Below are 13,349 nucleotides of genomic sequence, written 5' to 3'. Positions count from 1 at the left end.
ACCAAGCAACCTTGTATAAAGCACTTAGAAATTAAAAGTTTTATACAAGGTTGTTTAACGGAGTAAACAGCTGACATGGACATAACCATAAAGCCCCTCCACTTTTATTAAATGCTTTTTATTAAGCTCTGTTAAGTAATAGGAAATTATTATGACTAAGATTATTGGTATTGATTTAGGTACAACAAACTCATGTGTTGCAGTAATGGAAGGCGGTAAAGCACGAATTATTGAGAATGCTGAAGGTAGCCGCACAACACCTTCAATTGTTGCTTATGCTAACGGCGAAACATTAGCCGGCCAACCAGCAAAAAGACAAGCAGTTACAAACGCAGACAACACTTTATTTGCAATTAAACGCTTAATCGGACGTAAGTTTGATGACAAAGAAGTACAAAAAGATATTAAGTTAGCACCTTACAAAATCGTAAAAGCTGACAACGGTGACGCTTGGGTTGAAGTAAATGGTAAAGCATTATCACCACAAGAAGTATCAGCTCAAATTTTACGTAAATTGAAAAAAGATGCCGAAGCTTATTTAGGTGAAACGGTTACCGAAGCAGTCATTACAGTACCCGCTTATTTTAACGATTCGCAACGTCAAGCAACTAAAGACGCAGGTAAAATTGCAGGTCTTAATGTTAAACGTATTATTAACGAACCAACAGCTGCAGCACTCGCTTATGGCGTTGATAAAAACAGTAAAGCCGACCAAAAGGTTGTGGTTTACGATTTAGGTGGTGGTACATTTGATGTATCAATTATCGAAATATCGAATGTAGATGGTGAAAAACAATTTGAAGTATTAGCAACCAATGGCGATACCTTTTTAGGTGGTGAAGATTTTGATTTACGTTTAATTAATTATCTTGCTGATGAGTTTAAAAAGGAAAGTGGTATAGATGTTCATCAAGATTCTTTAGCGTTACAACGTATTAAAGAAGCAGCTGAGAAAGCAAAGATTGAATTATCTTCTGCCTTACAAACTGATGTCAACTTGCCTTACATCACAGCCGATGCAAGTGGGCCTAAACATTTAAATGTGAAAGTAACTCGCGCTAAATTGGAGTCATTAGTTGAAGATTTAGTTAAAAGTACTATTGCACCATGTGAGCAGGCTTTAAAAGATGCGGGGTTAAGTAAAGGTGACATTAGCGAAGTTATTCTGGTAGGTGGTCAAACACGTATGCCGAAAGTACAAGAAGCAGTTCAAAGCTTCTTTGGTAAAGAACCACGTAAAGATGTAAACCCAGATGAAGCGGTGGCGATAGGTGCGGCAATTCAATCGGGAGTATTATCTGGCACTGTAAATGATGTGCTATTGCTGGATGTAACACCATTATCTTTAGGTATTGAAACCTTAGGTGGCGTTATGACTAAGTTGATTGAGAAAAACACTACAATACCAACTCGTGCATCTGAAACCTTCTCAACAGCTGAAGATAACCAAGCTGCCGTAACGGTTCATGTGTTACAAGGTCAACGTGAAATGGCAACAGATAATAAATCGTTAGGTCAATTTAACTTAACGGATATTAAACAAGGACCACGTGGTTCAGTGCAAGTTGAAGTCACTTTTGATATTGATGCTGATGGTATTTTAAATGTTTCTGCTAAAGACAAAGCAACAGGTAAAGAGCAAAGCATTAAAATTACTGCAGCGAGCGGTTTAACCGAAGATGAAATTAATAACATGGTGAATGATGCTGAAAAACATGCCACTGAAGACAAGAAAAAACGTGAGCTAGTTGAACAGCGTAACCAAGCGGATCAATTAATTCATACTGTTGAAACGTCGATGGCTAGCTTAGCTGAAGATCAACAAACAGAACTTAAAACCTTAATTGAGCAACTTAAAATGGCGGTTAATGGCAGTGACAAAGAAGCAATCGTTATGCGTCAAAAGGCATTAGAAGAGGCTTATAGTAAAGTTACACAAGCTCAGTCTCAGCAAGACTATAATGCTGATGACAGTGCAAGTAACGACGATGTTATAGATGCTGACTTTGAAGATGTTAGCAACGCTTAATGGGTGGAAATTTGAGTAAGTACTGATTTATATTAACCTCAACTCGGGATAATGAATGTCATAACATTAAATAAAAAGAGTTACTTATCAATAAATTAAATAACCATCAGAGTACTTTACATGTAATATGATGACTCAATATTGATAGTTTTATGCCTAGCAAGGCGGATTTGTCTACCCAATAGCTGGCTATTGGTAACAAATACACAGTTTTTTTATTCCCGATAAAAACTAAGTACCTACATCCATGTAGGCAACGATGTTAGGCTTAAAAATAACTTATTGAGTGACTTTGCTTATCCCGAGCTGAGGTATACTAGTATACATTCATCAACAAAGTGCCAAACTCTTAATCGGGTTTGGCACTTTTTTCATTAAAATTTACAATTAAAAAATTAATATTTCAGCTAGTGATAAAAAATAACTCATACTTATTTCACAAGTATTTAATGTGACTCTAATATTATATAACTACTTGTTTATTAATCTAATATGGAAAGAACACTTGAGATGTGCCGCTCCCATATTATTCTCAATCGTATGTTGTTACTTGCATTACAGTTCAATATTTTTCAAAGGAAAACGTTATACAAAATAAAACATACTCAATTCAGAGCAACCTACCCCATAATCGAATACACTGGATATTAATGAAAGAGTTAAACAGAGCTCTACCCTAAATTCATATTACTTTACTAGGTCGTTGACCTTTTGAGATAAATATTTATAGCGAGATAATTTTTTAGTATGGACAAAAAAGACTTAACACCTGCACAGCAATTAGATACACAAAGACAAGCTATAATGGATAACGAATCTTATCGTTTAGCCTACACAGATAATGATTTTATTTTACGCGATGACTTAAAAGCAGTACGCCTACAATTAGAAATGTTAAAAGCAGATCTAATTCAAAAAGAACAACAAATTGAATCTACAGTTGTTATTTTTGGTGGCGCTCGAATTCTTGAAGAACATAAGGCAAAACTCGCTTTTGAAGAAGCCAGTCAAATATTATCTGAAGATCCAGAATCAGCTGAAAAACAGCAAAAAAAGAAACTGGCCGAAAACGCAATAAAACATAGTTATTACTATAATGAAGCAAGAATACTGGGTAAAAAAATCACAGAGTTATCTTTAAAATATGAAGGTAAGCAATTCGTTGTTGTTACTGGTGGTGGTCCAGGAGCTATGGAAGCAGCCAATCGTGGAGCTGCTGATGTTGGTGGTAAAAGTATAGGGTTAAATATAGTGCTGCCTTTTGAGCAAAAACCTAATCCGTATATTACTCCGGAATTATGTTTTCAATTTGATCATTTTGCTATACGAAAAATGCATTTTATTAAACGCGCTAAAGGCTTAATAGCTTTCCCAGGTGGTTTTGGCACACTTGACGAGCTATTTGAAACACTTACCTTAATACAAACGAAAAAGATAAAACCTTTACCTATTGTATTAGTTGGTAAAGATTATTGGAGTAAATTAATTAATTTCGAATTTTTGGTGGAACAAGGTGCAATAGCAGAAAAAGATCTGAATATCTTTCATATTGTAGACACTGCAATAGAGGCTTATGAATACTTAGAGCAACATTGGCCTAAAGCGTAACCATTTTAATAGGATTGAAATAACATGAAAATATGTATGTTTAGCAGTAAAGCTTATGATGAAAAATTTTTCAGCTTGAATAACTCAAACACTTCAGAACAACTAGATATTTCATACTTTTCATCTCATTTAAATGAAGAAACAGTCTACATGGCAGAGGGGTTTGACGTGGTTTGCTGCTTTGTAAACGATAACCTCAACGCCAATGTTCTCAAAACATTAAAAAAACAAGGCATACAACTCGTTGCATTACGTTGTGCAGGATTTAACAATGTCGATTTAAAAACAGCAAAAGAGCTCAGCTTACCCGTGTGTAGAGTGCCTGAATATTCACCTTACGCGGTTGCAGAACATACATGTGCTTTAGTTTTAGATCTTAATCGTAATATCCACAGAGCACATAATCGCATCAGAGAAAATGACTATTCGCTAGATGGTCTTTTAGGTTTTGATTTACATAGCAAAACCGTTGGTGTTGTTGGCGCAGGGAAAATAGGACGCGCTTTTATCAATATAATTAATGGATTTGGCTGTAACGTATTGGTATATGATCCAATGCTAAGAGAAACGAATACTGATAATAACTTCACACAAGTTACATTCGATGAGCTTTTAATGCAGTCAGATATCATATCTTTACACTGCCCGTTAACCACAGATACTCAGCATCTTATCAATACGCAGGCAATTAATAAGATGAAACCCAATGTTATGCTCATTAATACCAGTCGTGGTGCTTTGGTAGACACCGTTGCGATCATAAAAGCGCTAAAATTAAAGCAGATTGGTTATTTAGGTATTGATGTTTATGAAGAAGAAAGTGAGATCTTCTTTGAAGACTTATCAGATACTTTTATTCAAGACGATGTGTTTGCGCGATTACAAACCTTCCCTAATGTTACTATCACAGGGCATCAAGCATTTTTCACCAAAGAAGCATTAAATAAAATAGCGCAAACAACAATAAGTAACATACAAAATTACTTATTAGGTAAACCTGAAGATTCAAACCTTGTTTCTTAATGCTATTTAAATTGCTTTAACTAACACTAAATAAGAGAAGGCCTTAATAAGAAATTATTAAGGCCTTATAATACAAAAATCATTTCAATGTAGATTTACTCTCAACTGAATAAAACTAGTTTAATGCTTTTTTTCGTTCTTCATCTAATACTTTAATATCGCTCAATAAATGATTAACCGACACTTTATTTAAGCCGTTATAAATACCACGAATATGGCGATGAGAATCCACCAGAACTAAATTTTCGGTATGCAAGAAATCATTATTACTCACAAATTCACCTAAATCTTCATTGGCAAAATAATCATTACGAGCGGCCGCATAAATATCATCACGCTCTCCGGTAATTAAATGCCATTTACCTGATTTAACACCATGCATTTCAGCATACTCTTGCAATACTTCAACAGTATCGTTACCTGGTTGAATAGAATGAGAGATAATTGCTACATTGTCATTATCTGCAAAAACTTCTTGTACTTGAGACAACTGTGAGCGCATTTTAGGGCAAATACCGGGGCAAGTTGTAAAAAAGAAACTGGCTACATAAACCTTGTTGTCAAAATCACTTGAAGTAACATATTCACCCTGTTGATTTAACCATTTAAAATCAGATATTTTATGAAAATCTTTTAGTTCAGGGCTATTAGGAGTTAACCACTGTGGCGTAAAGTTTGCTGAATTATAATAAGGTAATGTTAATACTTTATCTTGTTCAAAGGCTTGTACATTTAACGCCAGCAACAAACTAGCGACAGCAATACTGTTACGACTTATCTTTTTTAGCAAGTTTTTCATCTTCTAACTCCACACACATATTTGCTCGTTTTAAACCGAAAATTCGACCATTAACATATTCATAATTACTATATAGTTTTCCATTACGCCGCCAAGCTTGCTGTAAGCCAACTTCTTTACCTTGCTCGTAATGCATTTTCTTAAATACCTCACCTGTGGCATACCATTGCAGAGTATCGCCGTGCACTTTACCATTGAGAAATGGACTTACTGAACGCAAATGCCCATTACTCCACCAGCTAGTGGTAACACCATTCACTATGCCTTTAGAATATTCAGAGTTAAAACTCATTTTTCCATTGGGAAACCATTGTTTCAAAAAGCCATGACGTAAACCGGATTGATAACTAGATAGCTTAGCTAATTGTCCAGACGGATAATATGTCGCAACTTCACCAGTAAAAGGCGCACCTTTATATAATCGCAACCCTGTGGTTTTAGATATCACGATGTCTTTTTTATTCACTCTAAGCGCGTTCGTTTGCACTTGTTCATTAGCTAAAGTGGCAGTAGCAGCAAACAATTTAATAGCTTCTGCTTCAGGTATTTTAGGTTGAGCTGTCTGAGCAACTTCTTCAGTTAAAAACGGCAAAGAAGATGCTTCACAAAGGGAACAAAAAACACTGCTTATGGAAATAATAAACAGTGTCTGTAATTTAGTTAATTGCACTAGCTGTACCTTGGTAATCACCAGGGAAAAGAATGTAATAGTTGTTTAAATATAATTCATTTTGAATATGGTAATGATATTCAGCATCTTGCGTAAATTGCGTAGTACTTGTGTGCCCGCCTGATTCATCTAAATCTGTTGGGTAGTCACCTGTTGAATTACATTTACGACCATATAGGAAAAAACCATCAGAAATTACACCAATAAGATTACTGTCATCTTCTGAAAAAGAAATAGGTTCTAAGTGATAATGAAAGCTTTGTGGTCCTGTATGCGCACCATTAAAATCTAAACTGCCAACAGCGTTATCTAATGGAATACCGGGGCCTTCTTCATCATTGTAAATAACAGAACCACTTACCGCGATACCTATGGCACCAAGACCTGTAGCAGAACTAGAAGATGCTTTTTCAGGGCTGTTAGCAACAGTTAACGTATAAGTTCCTACAAAATCATCAATATTACCTGGAGCCATTTGCTCATAAGAAGTTACTGTTGGTTCAACAAATAGCTCATGATCAGAAGACCAATAAGGTGATGTATGATTAGGTAAACCATTAGTTTCTATAATAACGTTATCACCACTAAGTACTACCTCAACATTTTCACTATCAAACTCATAATAAGCGCTGTGCAATATTCCCGTTGTTAACGGCGTATCTGTGTCAGTGTCTGTATCTGTTCCAGTATCAACTTCTGTGTCTACCTCAGTTTCGCTTGCTGTATCAGTATCATCACTACCGCTGTTACAGGCTGCTAAACCAAGACAAGAAAGAATCAATAACAAGTTAATGGTTTTAAATGATTTCATAATCGACCTTTTTTATAAAAAATAATTTAGTGGTTAATCTTATTGATAATGATTTTAAACATAAAATGTGCAAACAAAGTGTAAATATAAAGAATATAGGTTACTCAGCGATTTTCTTTAGCTTTAAGTAAGTGAACTTAAAAGGTAACAAAGCCATTTTTTTTACAAGTTTGGAAGGAGAATGAACAGTATAGAAACGCTAATAAACATATAAAAAACACATAAAAAACACATAAAAATTGATCGAAAGGTTGTTGATTTAAGTATTGAATGGAAAGAACTAATGTGCACTTTGGTATCTTTAAAAATAGATAGAGACATGCCAACGTAAAAATAAGGTTAACAATGAAAGATAAACACCTCAGACTTATTTTAGGTGATCAACTTAATCCTAGACATACTTGGTTTGACACAATAAGTGACGATGTTATTTACGTAATAGCAGAACTTCATCAAGAAGCCACTTATACCAAGCATCATATAAAGAAAATTACGGCTTTTTTCGCGGCGATGGAAGACTTTGCCAAATATCTGAAGTCAAAAGGTCATCAGGTATGTTATTTAACATTAGATGATACTGAACAATATCAAACAATTAATCAGTTAATTACCGAGTTAACAGAGAAATATGCCTGCGAAACATTTACTTACCAGCAACCTGATGAGTATAGACTGCGTGTACAATTAGCTAAATTGTCAGAGCAACTTAAATTACCTGTTTGTGAAATAGATACAGAGCATTTTCTATTAACATTTAATGAAATACCCAAACATTTTACGGCACAAAGCCATGTAAGAATGGAAGGGTTTTATCGCAATATGCGTAAACAGTTTTCTATATTGATGCAAGGCGGTAAACCTGAAGGCGGAGCCTGGAACTTTGATTCAAACAATCGTCAATCATTCAAAAAAACAGACCTTAAATTAATCCCTAAACCACTCATATTCGATAACCCCGCTGAGAGTTACTTAAAACGAATAGAAAAACACAAGATTAACACCATGGGCAATTCTTCTGTAAATGTCGACTACCCTATAAATCGCCAGCAATCACTAACACTGCTCGATTTCTTTTGTAAAAATCAGTTACCTAATTTTGGTAATTTTCAAGATGCCATGACGCAAGCATCGCCCTACGCTTGGAGTTTATATCATTCTCGTTTAAGTTTTTCGCTCAACTGTAAAATGATTAGTCCTAAAGAAGTTATTGAAACTGCACTAAGTGCTTACCGAATATCAGAAGGCGCTATAACACTTAACCAGATAGAAGGCTTTATAAGACAAATACTAGGCTGGAGAGAATATGTAAGAGGCATGTATTGGATCAATATGCCTAATTACGCTCAACAAAACTTTTTCAATGCGCAGCGCGATTTACCTAAGTGGTTTTGGGATGGTAATACTGATATGAATTGTTTGAAGCATGCAATATCACAATCTCTTGAACATGCTTACGCACACCACATCCAACGCTTAATGATCACTGGAAACTTTTCCTTACTTGCTGGAATAGCACCAGACCAAGTAGATGAATGGTACCTAGGGATATATATAGACGCTATTGAATGGGTTGAACTACCCAATACTCGTAGCATGGCATTATTTGCTGACGGTGGTTGGGTTGCCACAAAACCATATTCAGCTAGCGGTAACTACGTTAATAAAATGAGTGATTACTGTAAAAGCTGTCGCTATAACGTAAAAGAAAAGCTAGGTGACTCTGCCTGTCCATTGAATAGCCTGTACTGGAACTTTATTGGGGAAAACTACGATAAGCTTTCAACGAATCCAAGAATGAGCTTTCCCGTTCGTAATTGGGATAAAATGCAAGACGATCAAAAAATAGAAATTAAAGAAAAAGCGACTCAGCTGCTCAATAACATAGAGCATTTATAAACACCTAAACTTCTTTCGTGTAAAAGCCTAATTAAATTTAACCCTGAAAGATAAACAGACCCTAGGCATTTTTATTATTTTCATACTGATCTTTATTATTGTGCACCTCGTATTTCTCATCAATACGTTGAAAAACTCTAGGTTAGAATTCAAAAATAGGATGGTATTTATGTTATTAAGCCAAGAAGATGAGTCAAGAAGATGAGTCAAGAATTATAGAAATGGCTTGGGAAGATAGAACGCCCTTTGAAGCGATTGATCTGCAGTTTAAAATGCAAGAGCCTGATGTCATAAAGTTTATGCGAAATAAGTTAAAACCTAGAAGCTTCAAAACATGGCGAGAAAGAGTTAGCGGTCGTAATACAAAACATCTCAAGCTAAGAAGTAAAGAGATCACACGAGGTTACTGCCCTACACAATACAAAAACCGTTAATAAAAAACATCATAACGCCTAATGATTTATTGTAATAATTTAGGCATATATGATGTTAATTTTAAGTATTGTTCTTTGAAAGCTAAATACCTATTTTAAATATTTGGCTTCAAATGCTTTAATTTACAGTTAGCAAAAACAAGTAATAATATGCCAATAAAAACAATAAATGCGGTTAAGTACAATGCAGGGCTATAACTGTTAAAATATTCAATAAAGGCAATACAATATAACGGCGCTACTATTTGTCCTAAGCCATAAGCCGCTGTAATTGCGCCCATAATAAATACTGGGTTTTTATTCGCTAATTGCCCACCATAGTTCATAAACAAAGCGACTAAACCTATAAAAGTTGCACCGAAAAATATTCCACTAAGTAGATTAAGATAAATATTTGAAGAGAATGTTGGAATTAAAATACCAACTATTTGTAGCAGCATAGCCGCTATCATTATATTAATACTGCCAAACCTATGAGCCAATCGCATCCATAGAATACTCGCTGGAATACCAGCAATACCTACAGCTAACCAAGTGTAACCACCGTAACCTTGTAACCCATCTAATGAATTAACAATATCAGGTAAAAAAGTCGCTTGCACCACCATACCAACGCCTTCGGTAAAGTAAGCTAAAATAAGTACAATAACTAAAGGTGAAAACAAAGTTTTATCAAACTTATGCTTAACAATATTCGCTTTGGGCTCTTTATCAAATGACAAAATATAAGCAGAGTACGCTGAAAAGAACACACCAAAGAAAGCCAATACCAACCAAGCATCTTGCCAATTCCCATCGAAATAAAACACAGCACGCATTAGTAAATCGGTAATAACAATTGAAAAGCCTAAACCACTAAAATGAATACCCATGGCTTTAGTTTTGTTGGTATTTTTTAGCTTTAACATAACAATGGCAGATCCAACGACAAGCGCCATAGCGGCTCCAAAGCCAGCTAAATACCTTGCAACAGCCCAAACTATATTATTTTCGCTAATACCTAAAAGTAACGAGGTAATAACACATAAAACTAAACCTATTTTGAAAAATCTAACCTTGCTATGAATGTCTTTAATAAAAATAGAAAATAACGAACCCGATAAGTACCCAGCATAATTAATAGATGCCAAAATCCCCGCAAAAGAAATAGTAATAAAATCATCAAGCATTGGGGGTAATAACGAAGTAAAAACGAAACGTGCAACGCCTACTCCTACTGTCAAAGCTAGAATTCCAGCCAGTAAAATTGATGTATTGTTATTTCTGTCGAACAAAAACATAGTTGATTCTAATCAAGAATAAGTAATATTTTTCCATCGTATAACTATTAGTAAACAAAGGACAAATCATTAAAGGTTATTAATGCTATAGGGAGTTGATATAGCAAGATTAATAAAAGCCAACAAGATAACGATTTAGTCTGAATTAAAATAAATTATAAGAATATTTATCAATACTGAAAGATATTAATTATTAAGGTGAGTCGTTTTTGAAAAGGAAGTTTTCTTTTTTATTAGAACGATAGTGGGGGGATTTAATTTATATCCAGTCATTAATTTTGAATAAGAGATTACAAAGAATGATGCAATAACAATACAGCTTCCATTGTTATTACTAAGCGCTTAACTCATTTAAAAATAAGTTAAGCGCATTACAGACTAAATAAAGACTATATAATTAGCCTTTACTATGCTCTTCGGCTAAATATAACCACGTTGGTATTACCGTATCAGGGTTCAACGATACGCTATCAATCCCCTGTTCTACTAACCATGCCGCAAAGTCTTTGTGATCACTTGGGCCTTGACCACAAATTCCCACATACTTACCTCTCGCCTTACAGGCTTTAATTGCCATAGCTAACAAGACTTTAATTGCAGGATTACGCTCATCAAATAGATGGGCAATCAAACCTGAATCTCGATCTAAACCTAGTGTTAACTGAGTTAAATCGTTAGAGCCAATTGAAAAACCATCAAAATGATCTAAAAACTGATCTGCAAGTAAGGCGTTTGAAGGTAATTCACACATCATAATCACTCGTAAACCATTCTCGCCACGTTTTAAACCGTGCTCAGCAAGAATGTCGATAACTTGTGTTGCTTCTTCAAGCGTACGAACAAATGGGATCATTACTTCTACATTAGTTAAGCCCATATCATTACGAACGCGTTTAATCGCTTCACACTCTAAAGCAAAACAATCACGGAAATCTTTAGATATATAACGCGCAGCTCCACGGTAGCCAATCATTGGATTTTCTTCTTCTGGCTCGTACTCTTCCCCACCGACTAAATTAGCATATTCGTTAGACTTGAAGTCAGACATACGAACAATCACTTTTTCAGGAGAATAAGCCGCAGCTAAAGTAGAAATACCTTCAGTTAACTTAGCAATGTAGAATTCTACAGGGCTATCGTAACCCGCGATAATATCGGTAATTTCTTCTTTTAAATCTTCAGATTGCGTATCAAAATTAATAAGCGCTTTAGGATGCACACCAATCATTTTGTTAATAATAAATTCTAAACGTGCTAAACCAATACCTGAATGAGGTAAGCGAGCAAAAGCAAATGCACGATCTGGGTTACCAACATTCATCATAACTTTTAATGGTAATTCAGGCATTTTATCAACTTCAGAAGTATTTACTTTAAAGTCTAACTGACCTTCATAAATAAAGCCGGTGTCACCTTCAGCACATGAAACTGTAATTTTGTCGCCATTAGCTATCTTACTGGTTGCGTCACCACAACCTACAACAGCTGGAATACCCATTTCTCGAGCAATAATCGCAGCATGACATGTGCGACCACCACGATTAGTCACAATCGCAGAAGCACGTTTCATGATAGGTTCCCAATCAGGATCAGTCATGTCGGTAACTAAAACATCGCCTGGTTGAATCATGTCCATTTCAGCTAAAGATGAAAGCACTTTAGCTTCGCCACTACCAATTTTTTGACCTATAGAACGGCCTTCACATACAACTTTTGCAGTTTCTTGTAACTGAAATTGTTCTATTACATTAGTGTTTTCACGACTACGTACAGTTTCAGGACGTGCTTGAACAATATAAAGTTTACCGTCTAAGCCGTCTTTAGCCCATTCTATATCCATAGGACGTTGATAATGCTTTTCAATAATTACCGCTTGTTTAGCCAACTCCATTACTTCGTCGTCAGTTAATGAGAAACGATTTGATTGTGCTTCATCTACATCAACAATCTCAACTTGTTTACCGTGTTCAGGATTATCGGCATAAATCATCTTTATAGCTTTACTACCAATATTACGACGCACAACCGCTGGTTTTCCTTTAGCTAACGTTGGTTTATGTACATAGAATTCGTCAGGGTTAACAGCACCTTGAACCACCATTTCACCCAGACCTAAGCTTGAAGTAACAAATACCACATCTTCAAAACCAGACTCAGTATCGATAGAAAACATAACACCACTTGATGCAATGTCACTTCTAACCATACGTTGAATACCAGCTGAAAGCGCCACACCACGGTGATCGTAACCTTGGTGAACTCGGTATGAAATAGCACGGTCGTTGAATAACGAAGCAAAAACATGCTTAATAGCAATCATTACAGCGTCAAGACCACGTACATTTAAGAAGGTTTCTTGTTGACCAGCAAAAGAAGCATCAGGCATATCTTCTGCAGTTGCTGAAGATCGAACAGCAAAAGAAGCTTCGCTTGAAAATTCACCGGCAAGTTTATCGTAAGACAATTCAATGTCGGCTTGCATTTGAGGTAAGAAAGGCGTGTCAATAATCCATTGACGAATAGTTGCACCACACTCGCCAAGCGCATTAAGATCGCCTACATCGAGAGTGTCTAGAAGTTTATAAATTTTGTCGTTCAAACCGCTTTGCTCTAAAAACTCGTTAAAAGCAAACGAAGTAGTAGCAAAACCACCGGGTACCTGCACGCCAACATTGGCTAGGTTAGAAATCATTTCACCTAATGATGCATTTTTACCGCCTACGCGATCAACATCATTCATTCCAAGTTCTTCATACCAAAGTACATATTCTTGCACGACAACATCTCCAAAATTATTTA

Annotated in this window: 10 protein-coding genes; 5 read left to right on the top strand and 5 right to left on the bottom strand. The window is 35.6% G+C overall.

Features of this window, described 5'->3' with window-relative positions:
- Positions 1-151 precede the first annotated feature (151 nt).
- From dnaK to Q5N69_RS08050, 3 genes are all read left to right on the top strand, one after another.
- Complete coding sequence (dnaK, locus tag Q5N69_RS08060; protein ID WP_304368358.1) at positions 152-2,029, top strand: molecular chaperone DnaK; 1,878 nt, start codon at positions 152-154, stop codon at positions 2,027-2,029.
- Positions 2,030-2,776: 747 nt separating this feature from the next.
- The gene (locus Q5N69_RS08055) at positions 2,777-3,637 is read left to right on the top strand and encodes a TIGR00730 family Rossman fold protein (RefSeq protein ID WP_304368357.1); all 861 of its coding nucleotides are present in this window, start codon (positions 2,777-2,779) and stop codon (positions 3,635-3,637) included.
- 24 nt (positions 3,638-3,661) lie between these two features.
- Entirely contained in the window at positions 3,662-4,660 is a 999-nt protein-coding gene (locus tag Q5N69_RS08050) for a 2-hydroxyacid dehydrogenase (protein WP_304368356.1), read from the top strand.
- Between the two features lie 115 nt (positions 4,661-4,775).
- On the opposite strand, the gene Q5N69_RS08045 is transcribed toward Q5N69_RS08050, so the two are convergent.
- Genes Q5N69_RS08045 through Q5N69_RS08035 form a run of 3 tightly spaced genes read right to left on the bottom strand, consistent with a single transcriptional unit; the run spans position 4,776 to position 6,940 of the window.
- Positions 4,776-5,459 (bottom strand): SCO family protein, encoded by a 684-nt coding sequence (locus Q5N69_RS08045; protein ID WP_304368355.1) that lies wholly within the window; start codon positions 5,457-5,459, stop codon positions 4,776-4,778.
- Positions 5,428-6,129 carry a toxin-antitoxin system YwqK family antitoxin gene (locus Q5N69_RS08040; RefSeq protein ID WP_304368354.1) on the bottom strand — a complete coding sequence of 234 codons (702 nt, stop codon included), beginning with the start codon at positions 6,127-6,129 and terminating at the stop codon, positions 5,428-5,430. The genes Q5N69_RS08045 and Q5N69_RS08040 overlap by 32 nt, the downstream gene beginning before the upstream one ends.
- Entirely contained in the window at positions 6,116-6,940 is an 825-nt protein-coding gene (locus Q5N69_RS08035; RefSeq protein WP_304368353.1) for a YHYH protein, read from the bottom strand. Before Q5N69_RS08035 ends, Q5N69_RS08040 begins: the two co-directional genes overlap by 14 nt.
- A 345-nt stretch (positions 6,941-7,285) precedes the next feature.
- On the opposite strand from Q5N69_RS08035, the gene Q5N69_RS08030 reads away from it, so the two are divergent.
- A complete protein-coding gene (locus tag Q5N69_RS08030) occupies positions 7,286-8,836 on the top strand; it encodes a cryptochrome/photolyase family protein (protein WP_304368352.1) in 1,551 nt (516 codons plus the stop codon).
- A 188-nt stretch (positions 8,837-9,024) separates the two neighbouring features.
- Positions 9,025-9,270: a TIGR03643 family protein gene (locus Q5N69_RS08025; RefSeq protein ID WP_304368351.1), complete on the top strand. Its 246-nt coding sequence runs from the start codon at positions 9,025-9,027 to the stop codon at positions 9,268-9,270.
- A 95-nt stretch (positions 9,271-9,365) separates the two neighbouring features.
- Here the strand turns inward: Q5N69_RS08025 and Q5N69_RS08020 are convergent, their stop codons facing one another.
- The gene (locus Q5N69_RS08020; RefSeq protein ID WP_304368350.1) at positions 9,366-10,493 is read right to left on the bottom strand and encodes a YbfB/YjiJ family MFS transporter; all 1,128 of its coding nucleotides are present in this window, start codon (positions 10,491-10,493) and stop codon (positions 9,366-9,368) included.
- A gap of 454 nt (positions 10,494-10,947) precedes the next feature.
- Positions 10,948-13,326, bottom strand: a complete 2,379-nt coding sequence (ppsA, locus tag Q5N69_RS08015) for a phosphoenolpyruvate synthase (RefSeq protein ID WP_304368349.1) — start codon at positions 13,324-13,326, stop codon at positions 10,948-10,950.
- Positions 13,327-13,349: the final 23 nt, after the last annotated feature.

This window comes from Pseudocolwellia sp. AS88, from assembly GCF_030551755.1.
GTDB lineage: Bacteria > Pseudomonadota > Gammaproteobacteria > Enterobacterales > Alteromonadaceae > Pseudocolwellia.
Note: the sequence above shows the minus strand (reverse complement) of the source record. Positions and strands in the feature narration are given on the sequence as shown.

Bases quoted from the DNA above. Each gene is read 5' to 3' on its own strand.
- Q5N69_RS08055 (WP_304368357.1), top strand. From the start codon at position 2,777: ATGGACAAAAAAGACTTAACACCTGCACAGCAATTAGATACACAAAGA.
- Q5N69_RS08030 (WP_304368352.1), top strand. From the start codon at position 7,286: ATGAAAGATAAACACCTCAGACTTATTTTAGGTGATCAACTTAATCCT.
- Q5N69_RS08045 (WP_304368355.1), bottom strand. From the start codon at position 5,459: ATGAAAAACTTGCTAAAAAAGATAAGTCGTAACAGTATTGCTGTCGCT.
- dnaK (WP_304368358.1), top strand. From the start codon at position 152: ATGACTAAGATTATTGGTATTGATTTAGGTACAACAAACTCATGTGTT.
- Q5N69_RS08050 (WP_304368356.1), top strand. From the start codon at position 3,662: ATGAAAATATGTATGTTTAGCAGTAAAGCTTATGATGAAAAATTTTTC.
- Q5N69_RS08035 (WP_304368353.1), bottom strand. From the start codon at position 6,940: ATGAAATCATTTAAAACCATTAACTTGTTATTGATTCTTTCTTGTCTT.
- Q5N69_RS08025 (WP_304368351.1), top strand. From the start codon at position 9,025: ATGAGTCAAGAAGATGAGTCAAGAATTATAGAAATGGCTTGGGAAGAT.